Annotated in this window: 14 protein-coding genes and 2 pseudogenes; 14 read left to right on the forward strand and 2 right to left on the reverse strand. The window is 61.1% G+C overall.

The window, feature by feature from the left end:
- The first annotated feature begins 50 nt into the window (after nt 1-50).
- The 5 genes from SX1_RS22445 (at nt 51) to SX1_RS07665 (ending at nt 7,555) form a co-directional block, all read left to right on the forward strand.
- Nucleotides 51-1,628 (forward strand): carboxylesterase/lipase family protein, encoded by a 1,578-nt coding sequence (locus tag SX1_RS22445; protein ID WP_019052505.1) that lies wholly within the window; start codon nt 51-53, stop codon nt 1,626-1,628.
- A gap of 32 nt (nt 1,629-1,660) precedes the next feature.
- Nucleotides 1,661-3,139, forward strand: coding sequence for a tannase/feruloyl esterase family alpha/beta hydrolase (locus SX1_RS22450; protein ID WP_019052506.1), 1,479 nt, complete (start codon nt 1,661-1,663; stop codon nt 3,137-3,139).
- A gap of 101 nt (nt 3,140-3,240) precedes the next feature.
- Nucleotides 3,241-4,203 (forward strand): shikimate dehydrogenase, encoded by a 963-nt coding sequence (locus SX1_RS07655; protein ID WP_255209718.1) that lies wholly within the window; start codon nt 3,241-3,243, stop codon nt 4,201-4,203.
- On the forward strand, nt 4,197-6,071 hold the full coding sequence (locus tag SX1_RS07660) for a bifunctional sugar phosphate isomerase/epimerase/4-hydroxyphenylpyruvate dioxygenase family protein (protein WP_019052508.1): 1,875 nt from the start codon (nt 4,197-4,199) through the stop codon (nt 6,069-6,071). The genes SX1_RS07655 and SX1_RS07660 overlap by 7 nt, the downstream gene beginning before the upstream one ends.
- Nucleotides 6,072-6,229: 158 nt before the next feature.
- A complete protein-coding gene (locus SX1_RS07665; protein ID WP_019052509.1) occupies nt 6,230-7,555 on the forward strand; it encodes an MFS transporter in 1,326 nt (441 codons plus the stop codon).
- A 209-nt stretch (nt 7,556-7,764) separates the two neighbouring features.
- On the opposite strand, the pseudogene SX1_RS22455 reads toward SX1_RS07665, so the two are convergent.
- Both SX1_RS22455 and SX1_RS22460 read right to left on the reverse strand, forming a co-directional pair.
- Nucleotides 7,765-8,623 (reverse strand): annotated as a pseudogene (locus tag SX1_RS22455) (IS66 family transposase); the annotation flags it as partial.
- A gap of 66 nt (nt 8,624-8,689) precedes the next feature.
- Nucleotides 8,690-9,439: pseudogene (locus SX1_RS22460) on the reverse strand (IS5 family transposase); the annotation flags it as partial.
- 362 nt (nt 9,440-9,801) lie between these two features.
- Between SX1_RS22460 and SX1_RS07685 the strand changes: the two are divergent.
- The 9 genes from SX1_RS07685 to SX1_RS07730 form a co-directional block, all read left to right on the forward strand.
- Nucleotides 9,802-10,749, forward strand: coding sequence for an AraC family transcriptional regulator (locus tag SX1_RS07685; RefSeq protein ID WP_026149573.1), 948 nt, complete (start codon nt 9,802-9,804; stop codon nt 10,747-10,749).
- Between the two features lie 341 nt (nt 10,750-11,090).
- A protein-coding gene (locus SX1_RS07695) for an IS3 family transposase (protein ID WP_086012663.1) occupies nt 11,091-12,232 on the forward strand; the annotation gives its coding sequence in 2 pieces (ribosomal slippage) (nt 11,091-11,331 and nt 11,331-12,232; 1,143 coding nt in all).
- 40 nt (nt 12,233-12,272) lie between these two features.
- On the forward strand, nt 12,273-12,581 hold the full coding sequence (locus SX1_RS07700; RefSeq protein WP_026149574.1) for a type II toxin-antitoxin system TacA family antitoxin: 309 nt from the start codon (nt 12,273-12,275) through the stop codon (nt 12,579-12,581).
- A gap of 21 nt (nt 12,582-12,602) precedes the next feature.
- Nucleotides 12,603-12,926, forward strand: coding sequence for a hypothetical protein (locus SX1_RS22465; protein ID WP_019052516.1), 324 nt, complete (start codon nt 12,603-12,605; stop codon nt 12,924-12,926).
- Between the two features lie 107 nt (nt 12,927-13,033).
- Entirely contained in the window at nt 13,034-14,557 is a 1,524-nt protein-coding gene (gene istA / locus SX1_RS07710; RefSeq protein ID WP_019052517.1) for an IS21 family transposase, read from the forward strand.
- Entirely contained in the window at nt 14,547-15,329 is a 783-nt protein-coding gene (gene istB, locus SX1_RS07715) for an IS21-like element helper ATPase IstB (RefSeq protein WP_019052518.1), read from the forward strand. Before istA ends, istB begins: the two co-directional genes overlap by 11 nt.
- Before the next feature lie 47 nt (nt 15,330-15,376).
- Nucleotides 15,377-15,607 (forward strand): hypothetical protein, encoded by a 231-nt coding sequence (locus SX1_RS07720; RefSeq protein ID WP_019052519.1) that lies wholly within the window; start codon nt 15,377-15,379, stop codon nt 15,605-15,607.
- Between the two features lie 315 nt (nt 15,608-15,922).
- Nucleotides 15,923-17,347, forward strand: a complete 1,425-nt coding sequence (locus SX1_RS07725; RefSeq protein ID WP_019052520.1) for a conjugal transfer protein TraH — start codon at nt 15,923-15,925, stop codon at nt 17,345-17,347.
- Nucleotides 17,348-17,358: 11 nt separating this feature from the next.
- A partial coding sequence (locus tag SX1_RS07730; RefSeq protein ID WP_019052521.1) for a conjugal transfer protein TraG N-terminal domain-containing protein occupies nt 17,359-20,320 on the forward strand: 2,962 nt, incomplete at its 3' end.

Here is a 20,320-nt window from a genome sequence, read left to right on the forward strand (position 1 = left end):
CACTGCCTCCTGCCGGGACAGTGACACATCCCGAAACGGGGAGAAGTCCAATGATGTTCACGAGGCGGGCGGTTGTGGCCATGCTCGGCTCAGTTGCCGGTGCGACCGTTGCGAAGGCATTGGCCGCACAGACAATCGGCTCCGGTATTCGAGGTGAAGGCATGGGGGCTAACGCACCTTATATCCCTGCGGCCCCGCCCGTTCCGGCGGGCGCGCCAGCCGTCGTTTCGACGCCGCTAGGGCGACTGCGTGGAACGGAAGCCGAGGGTGTGCGCTATTTTCGCGGCGTCGCCTATGCCAAGCCCCCGATCGGCGAACTGCGTTTCAAACATCCCCAATCTATAGCGCCATGGGATGGTGTCCGCGACGCGACACGCAACCCAAACGCAGCGCCTCAAATCGAGGTCTGGAACGAGGCTCCAGGCAAGAGCGAGGACTGTCTGTATCTCAACATTTGGGCACCGAGTACGCCCGGACCGCACCCGGTATATGTGTACGTCCACGGTGGGGGCAACGTTTCGGGCTATGCGCTTGAGCATCGGGTCGATGGCGCCCAATTCGCCCGGGACGGCATCGTCTGCGTCAACGTCGGCTATCGCCTGGGCCTACTCGGCTTTGTCGAACTAGGACATGTCCTGGGGCCGAGTTACGTCGGCAGCGGAAACAACGGCCTGCGCGACATTATCGAGGCGCTGCGATGGGTCAGGCGCTGCATCGCCGAATTTGGAGGCGACCCCGACAATGTCACGCTGGGCGGTCAGTCGGCTGGCGCCTTCAATGTCGTTTCGCTATGCGCTTCGCCGGCTGCAGACGGCCTTTTCCACCGAGCGATCGTGCAAAGCGGCAGTGGTCACGGCATTCGATCGCTCGCCGACGCGAACGCCAGTGCGGAAACACTGGCGCGCGAAGCCCGCGCGACCGGCCTCGCCCCACTTGACTGGCCTGCCGCTCCGGCAAGCGACCTGATCGCATTTCAGGCCAGGGCACTGGCTTATGGTTCCGCCAACGGCGTAATCGACAACGATATCCTGCCGGGCCATCCCTATCAAATGGCGAAGTGGATCGGCAAAGCGGGTCGGTCCTTGTTGATCGGATACGACCGCGACGAAATGAGCTTGTTCGACGCTATCGGTCCAGAGCAGCTCAGCGCAGACCAGAAACTGGCGTTCGAGAGGTTCCGGGCTATGTTTGCCAGCGGTCGGATCGAACATGACATGATGAGCTTCAGAACAGCGATGACGTTCGGCGTGCCTTCGCTACTGTTTGCGAACGCATTCGCGCGGTCCGGCGGGCAGGTGCATGTCTATGAATGGAACTGGGCCGCCGCAAGCGGTCCGTTAGCCGGCAAGGCCTTCCATGGTATCGAACAGCCCTTCGTCTGGAACACTCCCAGGTCGATTGCCTTTCGCGGCGTCGATCCAGCCCCCGACCATGCGGTGCTTGCAGAGCGCGTCCATCGGCGCTGGTGCAACTTCATCCGCTTTGGCCATCCCGCCGCGAGGGGAGCGCCTGATTGGCCCACATGGACGCCAGAAACCTGTTGCGTCCTGACAATCGACCGCGAGGATAGCATCGGCACGGCGACTCTGATGCCAACCCCTTGGTTCGCCTCGCACATCGCCTCCTGACTTCACTCTGTCAGTATTGATGAAGGCCTTTTATGAAGTCTTATCTTTCCATCGCCGCGATGCACCGCGTTGTGCTCCTGCTCCTCGTAATGACTGCGGGAGCGCCTGCGCTAATCGGGACCGCCCAGGCGCGGAGCCTGCCGCGCGTCATGCCGGTCGTTGCGTGCGGCGCGCTGGTGAATAAAGTCGTGTCCGCTGATGGTGCCCCTGCCCGAATCGTGACGGCCACGATCCAGCAAAATGGCACCGCCGCCTTTTGCCAGATCAAGGGATATGTCGCTCCACAAGTGAACTTCGAACTACGCTTGCCAGTCGACAAATGGCACCAGCGGCTGTTGTTTGCCGGATGCGGCGGGTTTTGCGGCGAGGTGACCATCCGCGCGCCTGCGGCGCACGGCTGCCTGCCGCTGACCAATGGTGAATTGGCCCTCGTCGGCAGCGACCTTGGGCACTCCGCTGATCTGATGGACGGGGTCTGGGCATCAGGAAATCCGCAAGGCGTTCGCGATTTCGGCAACCGCGGCGTGCACGTCGTCACTCTGGCGGCGCGCGCGATCATCCAACTCTATTATGGCCAAGGCCCGAAGTTCGCCTATTTCAGCGGCTGCTCCGACGGTGGTCGCGAAGGCTTGATGGAGGCGCAGCGTCACCCTGAGGATTTCGACGGCATCATCGCCGGGGCTCCCGTCGTGAACCAGACCGCGAACAACAGCATCTATCATGCTTGGTTGGTTCAGCATCTGATCGATGAGCGGAGCGCGCCGCGCTATGACGACGCCACGTTGGAACTGGTCCATGCCGAAATTCTAAGGCAATGCGGTTCTCCCGGCCCTGCCAAGATGGTCGTCGATCCAGCCCGGTGTAAACCTCGGCTCGCGCGCGTCATCTGCCGCAGCCAGCAAAAATCTCTTTGCTTGTCGAAAGATGGCCTCGCCGACATTCTCGCTGTGTATCGCGGTCCATCGGGAACAGACGGTCGCCCGCTCTATTTCGGCGCGCCAGTCGGATCGGAATATAGCTGGAACCAGCAGGCGAAGGTGTCGGAGTTGTTCGGACGCAACTTCATCACCTACATGACCGGCGAACCGTTCACATCGCCGGTCGATGTCAGGAGCGTCGGGTTCGATCCTGCTTCAATCAGCCGCTTTTATCACTTCGCCGACGAATTGAACGCAGTCGATGGCGATCTCAGCGGTTTTGCATCGCGTGGCGGAAAGGTTCTGCTGTGGCATGGCTGGGCCGATGCATCGGTGCCATCGTCGAGTACGCTCGACTACGTCTCGTCCGTCCGCGCAGCCATGGGTGGCGAAGCCGCCGACCGGATGCTCAGGCTCTACATGCTGCCTGGCGTCGGCCATTGCGGCGGCGGGCGCGGCCCGAGCATAATGGATTTGCTGACGCCGCTGATGGCGTGGGTCGAGGATGCGGTTGTTCCCGATGCGATCGACATCCGTGCGGCGCCAGGAACAGGCCAGGTCGGCGCACGGGTCGCTCCCCATGCGGTGCGTTGACATGCGAGGAACTTGCAAGAGCATCGCATCCAGGCCGATCCGACGCGGCATCGTCGCCAGCCGCTCTTTTCGGCATCGAACAAACGCAGTGACATCGCAGCATGAGGCTTGAAACGGATATTCCTATGCATGAAACCCAAGCCGATATCTTCGCTATTGCGGAGCAACAAATCGCGCCAGCGGAGAACCACTCTCGCGATGCCTTTCTAGCCGGCCTCATTGGCAGTGGGATCGGCGGATCGCGTTCGCCGATGCTTCATCAAGGCGAGGGCGACGCGCAGGGAGCGCGGCTGATCTACACGCTTTATGATTTCAATGCGCTTGGCCTGTCTGTCGGGGATATTTCGGACTTCTTGAGGTCCGCGCGGAACCTGAAATTCTCCGGTCTGAACGTTACCTACCCTTATAAGCAGGCGGTCATACCTTTCCTTGATGAGTTGAGCGACGAAGCGCGGCGGATCGGCGCAGTCAATACGATCGCTTTTAGGGACGGTATTGCCAAGGGATATAATACCGACGGCTTCGGCTTTGGTGAAAGCCTGATAAGGGGCTTGCCGGGCGCTGCGCTGGATGTCGTGGTCCAGATCGGGGCGGGCGGTGCTGGCGCGGCGACAGCCCACACATTGCTCGAAATGGGCGCAGGCCTCTTGCTACTTCACGATCAGGATCTCCAGCGTGCCGAAAGCCTGGCTGAAAATCTGCGCGCCTGGCATGGGAGCCACCGGGTCCGCATCGGCAGTGACCTGGTCGCCTCACTCGCTGCAGCGAGCGGTGTGTTGAATGCAACCCCGATGGGCATGACCGGGCATCCAGGCATCCCTCTACCCGCCGCCGCCTTGCGGCCGGAGCTTTGGGTGGCCGACATCATCTATTTCCCGCTAGAAACGGAATTGTTGCGGGCCGCACGCAACCGAGGCTGCCGGACGCTCGGCGGATCAGGTATGGTTGTCTTCCAGGCAGGCGCTGCCTTCAATATCTTTACCGGCCTGACCGCCGACCTCGAACGAATGTTGCGCAATTTCCAGCAGGGAATGGCGAATGAGGCAGGAGCGCGGAAATGCTGACCTCGATCGCCACCGTATCGATCAGCGGTACGCTCGACGAGAAGCTCCAGGCAATCGCCGCTGCTGGCTATGACGGGGTCGAGATTTTCGAGGCCGATCTGCTCACCTCCCCCCGAACACCTAGGGAAATCGGTGGAAAGATCCGCGATCTCGGGCTGGAATGCGTGCTATTTCAACCATTTCGAGACTTTGAGGGAATGCCAGAGCCGTGGCGCACGCGCGCCTTCGATCGCGCCGAACGCAAATTTGCGTTGATGAATGAACTTGGCACGGATCTGCTGCTGATCTGCTCGAATTGTTCTCCGCATTCCCTGTTCGATAGAGGTCGCATAATCGACGACTTTGCCGCGCTGGCCGAGCGGGCGGAACGATGCGGGGTGCGTATCGGCTATGAAGCGCTTGCATGGGGGCTGCACGTCAACGACCATCGCGATGCGTGGGGCATTGTGCGCGACGTCGACCATCCCGCCTTTGGGCTGATTCTTGACAGTTTCCACTCGCTGGCGCGCCGGATACCGTCGGCGAGCATCGGCGACATCGATGCACGCAAACTGTTCATGGTCCAGATGGCCGATGCGCCATGGCTGGAAATGGATTATCTCACATGGGCGCGACATTTTCGCAATATGCCCGGTCAGGGCGATTTCCCGCTGACCGACTATGCTACGCAGTTACAGCGCATCGGTTATGATGGCTATTGGTCGCTGGAAATCTTCAACGACCGTTTCCGCCAGGGCTCCTGTACAGGTGTCGCGCTGGACGGCCATCGGTCGCTGATCGCGCTGAAGGACAATGTCGGACGCCAGCCGCGGGCAGCGGCGCGTCCCACCCTGACGCCGCGGGTGACGCCCACTCGTATCGCATTTATCGAATTTGCCGCCGACGATACTGAGGCGCAGGCATTGAAGCAGACGCTAACCCAGCTCGGCTTCGCAGCGGTGGGTCGCCACCGACGAAAAGCCGTGGAACGCTGGTCGCAGGGCGGGATAAATATTGTCATTAACCGCGAACCCGACGGGTTCGCACGCAGTTTCGATGTCGTGCATGGCTCTTCGGTTTGCGCCATCGGATTAGTGGTACCGGACGTCGCAGCCGCACTGGCCCGCGCCAAGGCGCTGTCGATTCCTGATTTCGAACAATCTGTCGGACCAGGTGAACTGCGGATTCCTGCCGTTCGCGGGGTTGGCGGTAGTCTGATCTATTTCATCGAGGCGGGCAGCGAAGAAACTGTCTGGGACAAGGAATTTGCGGCTGTCGGCGACACGTCGGCCACAGCGCGCGAAATCGGCCTCAATCAGATCGATCATATTGCCCAGACAACATTCTATGAAGAATTTATGAGCTGGATTCTTTATTATGTGACTTTGTTCGACGTCACAAAAACGTCGCAAATCCATATCAGCGATCCATTGGGTCTAGTGCAGAGCCAGGCTGTAGAATCCGCAAACAAGACGCTGCGGATAACGCTCAACAGTTCAGGCACCCAGCGAACATTGTCCGGACGTTTTCTGTCGAAATATTCGGGTGCAGGTGTCCAGCACATCGCGCTATCGTGCGACGACATATTTGCTGCTGCTGAGCGCGCGCGCGACAATGGGCTAGAGACGCTCGAAATTCCGCGTAACTATTATGATGATCTGGCGGCGCGTTTTGCGTTGGACGATGAACTGATCGGCCACATGGCGGCGCTGCACATCCTTTACGACCGCGATCGTGAAGCCGAATATTTTCAATTTTATAGTCGCGCAGTCGAAAAGCGCGTCTTCTTCGAGATAGTCGAGCGGCGCAATTACAATGGGTACGGGGCGGCGAATGCCCCGATCAGACTTGCGGCACAATCAGGTTTCAAAACCGATGGGCCTTATTAAGCGATGGCGCGTATGAACCGCGCATATAGCCACCCAACAATGAGCATGGCTACACAGACAGGCTCAGCAGACCAGGAGAGAGTGATGGCAAATCGGCGCGACGGCAGTGGAGCAGGGCACTGGCGGTGTTCCCCCAATGGCGGGCGAGGATCGCTCTGATGGCCCCGGCGGTATTTACGGATATCCCCGCTGAAAAGGGTACCGAACGCTGGACGGCGCTTCGTGTCACCGTGGTCGCGTGCTGCTTCCTGCTCAGCATGCTCGATGGCGCCGATATCCTCGCCATGTCTCTGATCGCGCCGGCCATTTCGCGTGAATGGCTGATCACGCCAGCCAGCCTCGGCCTCATCTTGAGCGCCAGTCTTGCCGGCATGGCCATTGGCTGCCTTGCCGTGGCTCCCTTTGCCGATCGCTTCGGCCGGCGGGCGCTGATCGTCGGTTCGTTGATTGTCACCACCGGTGCGATCGGTGCATCCGCCGCGGTCCAAACTGTACCGGAACTGATGATTCTTCGGTTTCTCACTGGCATAGGTGTGGGCACGATCGGGGTTTGTATGACCGCCCTGGCAGCGGAGTTCGCGCCGGCGAACAGGCGCAGTCTCGCGGTGAGTTTCGTGCAGGCAGGATGGCCGCTTTGCGCGATATTCGTTTCTTTCGGTGCTGCTGCCTTCCTGCCTGCTTATGGATGGCGCCCCATGTTGGCTGCAATCGGGATCTGTAGTGGAATACTGCTGCTCGCAATCCTGATCCTGTTGCCGGAATCAGTGTCCTTCCTCACCGCCAGAGGCAGACCAGGCGATCTGGATCGGGTCAACCGCATTCGCCGCCGTCTTGCTCTGGAACCGCTTGCCGTGATGCCGGTCCCCAAGGGAAGTCGGACGCGTTTTACGCTGCGCGCCCTGTTTGACAATGATCGCGGCACCACCAGCGCCTTGTTGTGGTCGGCGGTGACGATGGCCTATTTCGTACTTTATTTTGCTATATCTTGGATCCCGAAAATGGAGGCGGAACGCGGACTAAGCATTAAAGACGCCATTCTGGCCGGTGCACTGTACAATCTAGGCGCCTTCATTGGAACTTTGTTGGTCGGCTGGCTCGGAAGTCAAGGTCGCCTTCCCTCTGTGATCGCCTTCTTTCTTTTGTTTGCCGCCGGAGCACTCATCATGTTTGGGATCATTGCCTCGCCTCTTAGCTTGGTATTGCTGATCGCGCTGCTGATCGGCGTGACAGTACAGGGCGGCTTCAATGGATATTGGGCCCTCGCTGCCGAACTCTACCCCGCGGAGATGCGCAGCACCGGAATTGGCTGGGCATTGGGCGTAGGGCGCATCGGCGCGGTACTGGGGCCGATCGCGGGTGGATTGCTCATGCAGGCAAATGTGCCAATCCCCGCGATCTTCCTGATTTACGCCATACCGGCTTTGATTGCGGCCATTTTGACGGTGGCGATCGGATGGAACAGCTATCGCAAGCGTGCGCGATGAAATTTCACGGTCGATGCCCGGTCGCGCAATATTGGGACAATAACACAAGAGAGGCCCGATAGCACGATAAGGTCTCCTGGGGCTTTCAGGTACTCGACGAGAACGTGGAGTTGCTCGAAGCCATCATTTCAAACACGATAACTTTACCTACGGCGCCATTGTCAGCGTCAACACCGGTCCGGACGAGGCCATCGCGGCGCTGAACGCTCCTTGCCCATTTCCTGTTGTCCGGCATAGCGGTCGGAGATCCACACATCGGGCTGGTGTCCGCCCAGAACCTCCTCAGCGACACCGCGCGCCCGGCGCGGGGCGATCCTGCGCAGGACGGCCTCTTTCGAGAGGAAGGCCCACTGCCAGTGGATGATACCATTGGGTGCGGATCGTCGTCTCGTCGGATGCGATGACCCGTGCGGTCAGCACCTTGTCGGTGATCGCGTGGGTCGCGGCTGCCATGCCGGCTTCCATTCGCCGGAAGGCGTTAGCGATGGCGCCTTGGGAGATGCTCAGGCCGGACAGTTCCGATGCAATGCGGAACAGGCGCTCGAAACTGACATGATGGCTGTGGTGCAGACAGGCGAGCAAGGCGCGGATGCCCGGTCCAAACGGGGTTCCCGGCTCCATGCCGGCAGGAGCCTGCGCACGATAACGGTGTCCACATCCCCGGCAGCGCCCACCCAGCAGTTTCACCCGGGTCACGACCGGGCGGATCGGCGGCAGGTCGATATGATCGTAACGATGCCGCCATCTCTGGGTCTGGCCGGAAACGTCGCCTCCGCAATGGCCGCAGGCTGCAGCGATGACCCGCTCGATCTTGTCTGGGGTTTCCGCAAGTGGGCGATGCTTGCCTTCACGAGAAGAACGCTTGCCCGGCTTTGCCTTGCGGCCCTTGCCTCCACCTTTGCCAAAATCATCCTTCTAGGGCGGCACATGCGGGTTCTTCGACGTCTTGCCGACCAGTTCCTCCAGTTCGAAAATCCGTGCAGCCATACGCTCGATCATATCGTGCTGCGCGAGCAGAAGCTCGCTCTTCTCGGCTTCGCTCATGACATGAAGAGGCGGCGGCGGCATGCACAGGACAAATCAGGCATTCGCCCCCCCCGTGCAACCTCCTTCTGCCAACCCCCTGAGCAATTACATAGACCTTTCCCAATTTTTGGCGAGACGACGGCACCTACCGAGCCAAGCGAAAGTCCGTTCGACCACCCACCGACAGGGCAAGACCTCCAAGCCAGTCGCCTTGTCGGATCGCTTTATGATTTCGATGGTCCAGCGCCCCATGGAGGCAAGAGCTGACCTGAGCTTGTCACCGGCGTAGCCCCTGTCAGCGAGGATATGCCGCATCCAGGGGAACCGCTTGCGGATCGCGACCAGCACATCAACGGCACCGTCTCGATCCTGAATATCGGCAGCATGAACGAGGATGAAGATCAGGAAGCCACAGGTGTCAGTCAGAATATGGCGCTTCCTGCCTTTCACCCTCTTGCCTGCATCAAAGCCGGAAATTCCGCCCCCTTCGGTGGTTTTGACAGACTGACTGTCAATCACCCCGGCGCTGGGCGACGCCTCACGCCCTTCAATCTCACGCAGGTTCATTACCAGCACCGTGTTGATCGTGTCGAACAGACCAGCATCCCGCCAGGCGTAAAAGTAGCGTCGCACCGTCGACAAGCATTTTGGCAGCAGACGCCACGCACAACCGCTCGCCGCAATGTAGAGCATCGCATCGAGAACCTCGCGCATATCAGTTGCACGCCGCCGACCACCTCGATTCGCGGGCGGAATGAACGGCGCTGCCAAAAGCCATTCGCGATCCGTCATATCGCTTGGATATCGCAATCCATCCCGGCTATGCTCCCGCCGGGCAATACCAGTCCCTGCCACCATTCACTCCATCTCTTCGCTAAGAGGCGTGAATCACAACATACTGGTATTGCTTAACAACCTTCGGATCAGGCTCTAAGCGAGACACGTCTCACGACCAAGGCCTGGCACCAATTCCTCAATGATTTTGTCGACGATCCCGAGCTCGCCGCGCGCTTCAAGTCTCATAAGCCGCAGTGACAATCAGACGATTACGACATCTAGATCTATCTGACGACTTGATGGACTATCCATTTCGTGCATATTCGTAGGAGGTCACTTTAGACGACTCAAAGGTTCCCTAGCACTCACGCAATTTTCATAAAGAACTGTCGCGGGGTTCAGCAGGATGAGGAGCATCAGAGAAATCTCGTCGGGGTATCTACATGATTGGTCGTCAACTATCGAAGCATAAGGCATGCAGGCTTTTCACATCACGAGATGTGGAAGATACAAGAGCGAGAATAGCGGCGGTGATGCAACCGCACCAACTCGATCCGGTCGGCGATACGGAATTGTTCGAGGCGGAAATGAACTTTTTGCCCGTCGGTGGCCTGGGGATTGGCACCATCCGCTTTGGCCGCACCAATCTGAGGATCGATCACGTCGAGGATTATCATCTGCTGATCTTCTGCCTCGCTGGACAGGCTCGAGTAACAGCGTGGGATCAAGAGGCGAGCATCGGTCCGGATAAGGGCGTATATCTGGCCCCCGGCACACCGGTTAGAGCGAAATTTTCCGAGGATTGCGAACAACTCGTCATCCGCGTTGAGTCGAATGTCATGCGGCAGGCTTGCGATGGGGGGCGACCATCCATGAAGTCCCAGATCGACCTGCGCCAGCCGGCGCTCAAACCCTGGCTGGGCCTGATGCAGTCGATGCTGGGGGATGCGAACGGCATCGAGCTCCTGCGCACGGACAGGCGCCTTCAGTCGGACTATGAAAGCATGTTCGTCAGAACCTTGTTGCATGGCCACGGCATTGAGGAAGCAAAGGCATCCAGTATTGCGCCAGTGGCGGTAAAACGTGCCGAAGCCTTTATCCACAGTCATCTCACCGAAAGGCTGAACCTGGATCAGATCGCTGGCGCGGCGGGCGTCCCTGTCCGCACATTGCTCGACAGTTTTCAGCGATTTCGTGCAACGACGCCGATGCAATTCGTCCGCGACCTAAGGCTCGATCTAGCGCGCACGCACCTGGAGGCACGCAAAACCGATAATGTTACGTCAATCGCGCTGGACGTCGGTTTCGTACATCTGGGCCGGTTCTCCAATGCTTATCGGGCGCGTTTCGGCGAACGGCCTTCCGAGACATTGCGCACAGCGCGCAAATAGCGCGCTTCATGGTGACGGCCGCTGTTGCAGATGAGAACCTTGGCCGTGCGGTCGACAGATAGGACCGTCTCGCCAAGGACGGCGTCAATCCGAAGGGCCTGTACCTCATCCCTTTTCAGCAACGTGGCGCTTTCAAGCTGCACTGCGCCGGAAAGAAGGGATTTGGATAAAGGTGGGCGCTCATGATAGCCGGGCAGTGTTCGTCGGTAAGACTGGATCGTGGTTCCACGACCTCGGCGACGTGTATTGACATTGTCATGACGGATCGACATATCGGGTATCTGAGTAGCCCCTAGATTTCTGGACGCCTTCTATCCTAATTTTGAGGACAGGAGACAACGATGGGGAAGTCCAATTTCAGCGATGAGTTCAAGCGTGATGCGGTGGCCCAGATTACGGAACGTGGGTATCCGGTAGCGGAGGTATCCGAGCGGCTCGGCGTCAGTCAGCATTCGCTGTATGCCTGGAAGCGACAACTGGCGAAGGTGGTGCCTGGGGATGCCAGCAAGGATGCCGAGATCCGCCAGTTGAAGCGCGAGCTGGCCCGGGTGACCGAGGAGCGCGACATCCTAAAAAAAGCCACCGCGTATTTCGCCAGGGATGCAAAGTGAGATACGCATTTGTTGCCGAGCATCGTGACCAGTTCGGGGTTCGATCGATGTGTCGATGCCTGCGCATCCAGCCCAGCGGTTTCTATGCTTGGCAGAAGAGCCCACTGAGCACGCGGGCCCAGGAAGATGCTCGACAGACAGAGTTGATCCGGCAAGCCTGGAACGACAGCGGCAAGGTCTATGGCTACCGCAAGCTGCACGACGACCTGCTGGAGCAGGGCGAGACCTGCTGCCCGAACCGCGTTGCCCGGCTGACCAGGCTGGCGGGTATCAAGGCGCAGGTCGGCTACAAGCGCCGACCCGGGAACTATAGCGGCAAGCCGTCCCTGGCGGTCGACAACACTCTGGATCGCCAGTTCGACGTGGCCGCACCCGACAGAGCCTGGGTGACAGACATCACCTACATCCGGACCCTGGAGGGCTTTACCTATCTGGCCGTCGTGATTGATCTCTATTCCCGCCGCGTGGTGGGTTGGTCGATGCAGAGCAGGCAGACCACCGATGCGGTGCTGCAGGCGCTGCACATGGCGGTATGGCGGCGCAAACCGAAGCAACGGGTGCTGATCCACTCGGATCAGGGCTCGCAGTTCACCAGCATGGACTGGGCGGCCTTCATCCGGGCTCACAATCTTGAGCATTCGATGAGTCGGCGCGGCAACTGCCATGACAACGCCGTCGCCGAGAGCTTCTTCTCCTCGCTCAAGCGTGAGCGCATTCGGCGCCGCACCTACAAAACACGCGAGGAAGCCCGGCAGGACGTGTTCGATTACATCGAGATGTTCTACAACCCGGTGCGCAAGCAGGTTAGGAACGGGATGCTGTCACCCAACCAGTTCGAACGGCAGCAGATTCTGAAAGCTGAAGGCGTCTAGAAAACTAGGGGCTACTCAATCTGAAAGAAAGCTTGGAACCATGGCACAGACCGCACAACCTCATTCTACCCGCCGTACTCCACCGCCCAAGAATGATGTCATTCAGATTCGTGCCTCTGCAAGCATGAAAGCCATCCTCACCCGCGCTGCGTCTTTACGTGGTCAGAAGCTCTCCGAGTTCATGCTCGACAGCGCACGCCGAGAAGCCGAAGATGCGATCCTGGACCAGCGCACGTTCTTTCTGGACGCAGAGCAGCACGAGCAGTTCCTGGCAACGCTAGATTCTTCCCCGGCGCCGTCAGAGCAGCTAAAAAAGCTGATGCAGCGGAAGCCGTCCTGGGAACGCTGACGGTCGGTTCGCGAGCGATCCATGGCAGAAATTCGCGTCACCGCGCCTGAGCGCTTGGCCGCACAACATGAAGTCAACGACTTCACGAATGGCGTGCATGAATCGCTCGATGCATGGTTGCATGATCGGGCGCTCGCAAGCGAAGGCAATTCGGCGCGTACCTACGTGGTGTGCGACGCGGCACAGCGCCAAAGGGTGGTCGGCTACTACACGATCACCACTGCGATGGAGCAGCGCGTGGCGCTGCCATCCGCAAAGCTGCGCCGCGGAATGCCCGAGCAAGTGCCGTTGCTACTGGTTGCCCGACTCGCGGTCGATGCGAGATTTCAAGGTATTGGGTGTTGATTGCCGTTGAGAACTGACCCGGGGAGGCCAGTAATTTCCGCTGAGAAGTGACCCATGTTTGAACACGCCCCTGGCTTTGACGAGCGGGGGACCATGGAGTGTTGGACATGGCATTATTGAGCGTCATCCGGCGCTGGCATTACCGCGATCATCTGTCGATCCGTGAGATAGCCAGGCGCACCGGTCTATCCCGCAACACCGTCCGTAAGTATCTGCGATCGGACACAGTCGAGCCACGGTTCAAGGTGCCGGAGCGGCCGAGCAAGCTGGACCCGTTCGTCGAGCGGCTGACGGTCTGGCTCAGGCGAGAGATGGGCCGATCTCGCAAGCAGAAGCGCACCATCAAGCAGCTCCATGCCGATCTGGTGAGCCTGGGCTTTGATGGCTCCTATGGGCGCGTTGCGGCCTTCGCCCGAGGCTGGCGTGACGATTATCGCCGTCAGCAGCAGATGAGTGGCAAGGGTACGTTCGTGCCGCTGTCATTTGCGCCGGGTGAGGCGTTCCAGTTCGACTGGAGCGAGGACTGGGCGATCATCGACGGTGTGCGCACCAAGCTGCAGGTGGCGCACTTCAAGCTCAGCTACAGCCGCGCCTTCTTCGTGCGGGCTTATCTTCTCCAGACCCATGAGATGCTGTTCGATGCCCATAATCATGCGTTCCGCGTGCTGGGCGGGGTGCCGCGGCGAGGCATCTACGACAACATGCGCACTGCGGTCGACAAGGTCAGACGCGGCAAGGACCGGACCGTCAATGCCCGCTTCCTGACGATGGTCAGCCATTATCTGTTCGAGGCCGAGTTCTGTAATCCGGCAGCGGGATGGGAGAAGGGCCAGGTCGAGAAGAACGTTCAGGATGCGCGTCATCGGCTATGGCAGCCGGTCCCGCAGACCGAGACTCTCGACGCCCTGAACATCTGGCTGGAGGATCGCTGCAAGGCGCTGTGGCACGATATCCCGCACGGGATAGAGCCAGGTTCTGTCGCGGATGCCTGGACCGAGGAGGTGGCAAGCCTGATGCCGATGGGACGCCCGTTCGACGGCTTCGTCGAGTATGGCAAGCGGGTCTCGCCGACCTGCCTCGTCCACCTGGAGCGTAATCGCTACAGCGTGCCGGCATCGTTCGCCAACCGTCCTGTGAGCGTGCGGCTCTATCCTGACCGCTTCCTCGTCGTGGCCGAAGGCCAGATCTTATGTGAGCATCAACGGATTATCGATCGATCCCACGACAAGCCAGGGCGCACCATCTATGACTGGCGCCATTATCTGGCGGTGGTTCAGCGTAAGCCCGGCGCCCTGCGCAACGGCGCACCGTTCCTTGAACTGCCCGAGCCCTTCCTGCGGTTGCAGCGCCATCTGTTGCGGTCACCTGGCGGCGACAGGGAGATGGTCGAGATCCTTGCCCTGGTGCTGCACCATGACGAGCAGGTCGTGCTGATGGCGGTCACCATGGCGCTGGAGGCCGGTGTTCCGACCAAGACCCATATCCTCAACCTGCTGCACCGGCTGATCGATGGCAGGCCGCTGACGACATCGCCGATCACGGCGCCGCAGGCACTGAGACTGGTCAGCGAGCCTCTTGCCAATGTGGAACGCTATGACGCCCTGCGCGGGGAGAACCGCCATGCGTCATGACCCCGCCAGCGGCGCCATCATCGTCATGCTGCGCAGCCTCAAGATGCACGGCATGGCGCAGGCAGTCACCGATCTCATGGAACAGGGAGCGCCAGCGTTCGATGCGGCCGTCCCGATCCTGTCCCAGCTTCTGAAGGCGGAGACCGCCGAACGGGAGGTGCGATCGGTATCCTATCAGCTCAAGATCGCGCGGTTCCCGGCCTATCGCGATCTGGCGGGCTTCGACTTTGCCAGCAGCGAGGTCAATGAGGCGCTGGTTCGCCAGCTCCATCGCTGCGAGTTTATGGACGTTGCCGACAATATCGTGCTGGTCGGCGGTCCAGGCACCGGCAAGACCCACATCGCCACCGCGCTCGGCGTCCAGGCTATCGAGCATCACCGCAAACGGGTGCGGTTCTTCTCGACGGTCGAGCTGGTCAACGCCCTCGAACAGGAGAAGGCCCAGGGCAAAGCAGGCCAGATCGCCGCAAGGCTCGCCCACTCCGATCTCGTTATCCTCGACGAGCTTGGCTACCTGCCGTTCAGCGCTTCAGGCGGCGCGCTGCTGTTCCATCTGCTGAGCAAACTCTACGAGCGCACCAGCGTCATCATCACCACCAACCTCAGCTTCAGCGAATGGGCCAGCGTGTTCGGCGACGCCAAGATGACAACCGCGCTCCTCGATCGGCTCACCCATCACTGCCATATCCTCGAAACCGGGAACGACAGCTTCCGGTTCAAGAACAGCTCGGCCCAGCGGCCCAAAACCAGGAAGGAGAACCCCCCATCTTGACCCACCCCTGACATCCGAAACATAATCGAAAGGTGGGTCACTTCTCGATGAAAACCCCGGGTCAGTTCTCAACGGCAATCAACAGCCCGGTCTCCGACAGCGGCCGCACCCTGCCGATGGCGATCGGGACCGATCATGCGGTCAATATCGCGCGCAATCTCTATCTTGGCATCAAGATGCAGACCGGTGTGCGTCCAGCCGTCGGCGTACGGGGCATGGCCAAGTTCACCGGGATCGTGGCGCCTGTTGCAAGGGTGGCCAGTCGAGCGAGGCAATGACCATTCCGTTCACTCCCACTGCGGTCGCGACATCGCTGCAAAGCCAGGAACAGTCTGTCTGTCTCCGCCAACGAACAAGCCGCGACTGTCTGGGCAACGTTGGCGGCCTGCTGTGGTGCCAGCAGGGCGGCAGCGGAGCTTTCATGCAAACATGCAATAGGTTCGCGCTTAGTCTGGCGCTCCTTCATCCTCTCAAATTCGTATCTCTATTCCGAATTTGCGAGGATGATCCCTCGGATTTTCCACCTCACATATCGAGAAGTCCGCGCATGGCGGGCCGGCTTCTCCTGTCCTTTCTTTACCAGGGAAACCGCCATGCGCCTCTTCATATCTAGCCCGGCCTTATCCGTAATCGCCCTTCTCTCGACCTGCGGCCTCACCGCAGCGCCGGCCCATGCGCAAAGCTGGGCCGAACATTGGTTCGACAATGTGACCTATACCAGCCCCGGCAGTTTCGAGGACCAGACCCGCGGCTATGTGACCGCCGGCGGCATGTCGGGCCGGATCGATGTCCATAGCGATTATCTGACCAGCCTCACCCTTCCCAAAGTGAAGGCGGGCTGCGGAGGCATCGACATGTTTCTGGGCGGCATGTCCTTCCTCGACCCCGATTATCTCGTCCAGAAGCTCGAAAGCATCCTCCAGGCCGCGCCCGCCGTCGCCTTTCAATATCTGCTCGAGACGCTCGACGAGAAGATGGGCAACATCATCTCAAAGATGGAGGCGGCCACCAATTTTTTGAATTCCATCCAGGTCAACGACTGCCGTCTTGCCAATCGAATGGTTCAGATCGTCAAAGGCGACGATAATATGTCCGGGATCATCGAGGAAATGACCGGCTACAAGTCGGTGAAGGAAGGCTATGCCAAAAGCTATCAGCAGAGCCGCGAGAAGATCCAGGCGAACGGCAACAGCCCGACCGAGGATCTGAAGGACGCGCTCGCCAACTGCCCGGCCGAAGTGACCGACATCTTCCGCACTGGATCGCTACTCGCCCATGCCGCCTCGCGCGTTGGCGCGTCTGACTGGGCAGGCGTCATGCGCGCCCGGGTGGGCGACGTCTATATGCGCTGGGACGCGACCGACAAGGTGCCGCTCTTTGCCGCGATCCCCGCCTGCGCGGCGCAGGATACCGAATCCTCCGATGATTTCCTGAGCGGCCGGGTGATGCGCCGTGCGCTCGCCATGCCACCGACCGCCGCCGACTGCACCCAGGATGGCGGCAAGGGCGCGCTGGCGTTCACCCGCGAGCGCATGACCGCCATCGCCGAGAAAATCCGCACCCGCGCAGCGCTTTCGGCCGAGGAACGGCAGTTCGTCGCCAATGTCCGCACCCTGCCGGTCTACCGGATGCTCGAATGGGGCGTGCGCCAGGATGTGGTGGATTCGGTGATCGGCGATACTGACGAGCTGGTTGCGCTGACCCTTGCCTATCAGATGCTGAACGATCTTTCGCGCAGCATCGATTTCGCCCTCTCCAATGCCGAGCACGGCACCAATGCCGCGGGCGCCAGCGACGGGACAAGCGCCAATATCTGCCAGACCCGCATTCTGACCAAAGGCATCGAGCAACTGCGGGATCTGCGCGAAGAGGTGCTCCGCCAGCGGGCGCAGATGCGCCAATCCTATCTGGCCGCCCTCTCCCAGGCCGATCTCTCTACTGGCTATGCGGGCCTGATCCGCCAGCGCGACCGCGATGCGCGCGATGCGGCCGGCGCAGCCGCCAACCGCAACCGCTGAGGGGGCAGTCGATGCAACGCCTTGCCCGCACCCTCGCCAGCCTGACGGCGATTTCGATCACCTCCCCCGCCCTGGCGCTGGAGACGAGCTTCCACACCTATGACGGCTTTGCCGAGACGGTCGATGCCTTCCGCCTCGTCTCGATGATCTTCGCCGATCCCCGGTATGAGACGCTGGTGCTGATCGTCGCGGTGGTGGGCCTCGCGCTCGGCGCCGTGCTCGCCATGATCCGCGGCACCGGCATGGGCCTTGTCGCCTTCGGCCTCCAGATGCTGGTCGGGATCGGCCTGTTCGTCGGCCTGGTTGCGACCACCGGCACCGTCCATGTCTATGACCGGGTGCGCAATGCCTATCAGCCGGTCGGCGATGTCCCCAATCTCATTGTGCTTGTGGCGGGCGTCACCAACATGATGGAGCGGGCGCTCGCCGAGACGATCGACGACAATACGCTCGACCCCCACGCCAAGCTCGAGTTCGGTGCGGGCGGCCATGCCTTCGACCTGTTCCTCAATGCGGTGAGCCCGCGCGGTCCCATGACCGACGCCTTTCTCGATGCGACGATCAAGGATTATGTCCGCCAATGCTATCCGGTCGCCCGGGTCTCGCCCGCCTACGGGATCGACGACGACCAACTGTTCCGGACCAGCACCGACCTCCCCGCCGCTTTCGCGGCGATGGCGGGGCCAGCGACGTTCAGCACGGTCTTCACCGCTGCCGACAAGGGCGGGACGACGGTCAGCTGCAACGAGGCCTGGGAGCATATCGCGGACCGGCTGTCCGACCCTGCCGTGTTCGAAGGCTATTCGGCGCAGGTCTGCCAACGCACCGGCTATGACATCGACAAGCCCGACCAGCTCGCGCGCTGCCGCAGCAACCTCTCCGAAATGGGCGACATGATGCTGGGCACGCCGCTCACCGCCCAGGCCTTCCTCACCGATGTGCTGCTAGGAACCAGTGTCGGCGATGTGTTGTTCGAGGACAGTCCGGCGACGGCCTCGCGGGTGATGGCCAACCGGGCCGTGGTCGCGGGCGGCCTGGCGACCATGTCGACCGCCAATGAATGGATGCCGACGATCCGCGCGACGGTGTTCGGGATCATGCTGTTCATGATGCCGATCGCCCTCCTGTTCATTCTCACCCCCATCAACCTTCGGGTCGCGAGCTTCGCGCTGGGGCTGTTCGTGTTCGTGGCGCTCTGGGGAGTCATCGATGCGGGCATCTACCAGCTAACCCTCGGACGAGCGATGGCGGTGCTGGCCGAGATGCGGTCCAACCATCTGGCGGCCAATGCCTGGATGCTGGCTCCCTCTTCCGCCATGAAGGCGCTGGCGATCTTCGGGAGCTTCCGCACCGCGGCGGCGGGCCTGGCTGGCGCGTTCGTGTTCACCGTCTTCCGCTTTTCGGGCAATGTCTTCTCCTCCTTCACCGGCGGGTCGCTCGGCGTCCAGGCGCAAGGCTCGGCTGCCGCCGCTGGCGTGTCCACCTCCGAGGGCCTCGCCTCCGCGCTGGAAGCGCAGGCCTCGGCCATGGGAACGGGCGCGCGCCGTGGCGCAGCGTCGAACTTCGGGGATTTTGGCGAGCGATCGAGCTTCGGCACCAACCGTAGTTTCGGCGCGGCGGGCGCGGTCACAGCATCCCATGGCACTGGCGCGCCCGGCGGCCCGGCGATGGGGCTTGGCGCGCTCGATGCCGCCCGCGAGATGGGCGGCCTTGCGCCCGCGCTTCATGGCCGGGACCTGGGTGACCCGGCCACGATCAGCGCGGTCCGAGCAGCAGCGGCTACCAGCGCCATCCACAATTTTGCGGAGAAGGACGCGCTGCGGACCCTCGGCACCCGCTATTTTGGCGCGGGTGAGGCCGGCGAAAAGGCGTTCGGCGCTTTCACCCAGGGGCTTGTTCAGTGGCGGGCGTTTGGGGACACCCGCGCCTATGGCATGATGATGCAGGCGGCCACCCGACAATTCGAACGGGCCGGATACGGAACCCAGGATGCCGAACTCAAGGCGAGCGGCGTCGTGGCCGAGGCCAGCGCCGATCCGACGTTCGCGAAACTGATCGCCAATAGCTTCGCCCAGGAGGCGATGCTCCGCAATGACCTGACGGCAGCGCAGGTGCAGGTCGGTGCTATGGAAGGGCGCCGCGACTATGCGGGAGACAGGGTCGCACGGGTGGAGCGCGGCAATGTCGCGACCGAACAGGCCCACCGCACGGGCGGCAATGAAGGCCAGCGCAACGCCGCTGCCATGCTGGGTCTCCCCGTTTACGAGATGAGCCGCCGCATCGCCTTTATTAACGCCCTCTCCGGCGAAGCGCGCTCGTCTGCCATCACGCAGCTCTCCCGCGCCACTGGCCGCAATGAGGCCCAGGTCGCCGGGGCGCTTGAAACCTACAAGGCCGCGACAGAGCTCGGCACCGCAGACGGGATGACTGCCGAGGCGGCGCGTGAGGGCACAAGGGTCTATGGTCGAACCAGGGAGGCCGCCGGCTACGACTTTGCCGAACGATCAGGCAAGCTCGATGCCCAACGTGAGGTCGGCCATGACGGCACGCGCAGCGCTGCCCGGATCGGCGAAGAGCGGCGGCAATCGGAGAATTTTGGCTTTGCGCAAGGCGCAGAAGCAGCCGGTATGTCCACGCGTGAAGCCGCCCGTCTCGACAGCTTCATTCGGACTCTGGCCGACGCCAGCGGTAACCAGCTCGATATGGCGGAAGGCGGCGCTGATGGCATTGCCGACCGGGCGCACAACGCCCGGATTACCAGCATCGTTGAACGCGAGCGCCTGTCGCGGATGCGGGGGCTGCTGCGTGCCAATGGCATCGAGATGAGCAAGCGGCAGATCGCCATGGACCAGAATGGCGACTTCAACCTCAACCTGACGCCCGCGACTGCGGCGCAGATGTGGAAGGCGGGCCTGCTCAACGAGAGCCAGCTTGGCGCGGTTGCCAAGGGCGGTCATGCCCGCCTCAGTGGCT

Source organism: Sphingobium xenophagum NBRC 107872 (assembly GCF_000367345.1).
GTDB classification, from domain to species: domain Bacteria; phylum Pseudomonadota; class Alphaproteobacteria; order Sphingomonadales; family Sphingomonadaceae; genus Sphingobium; species Sphingobium xenophagum.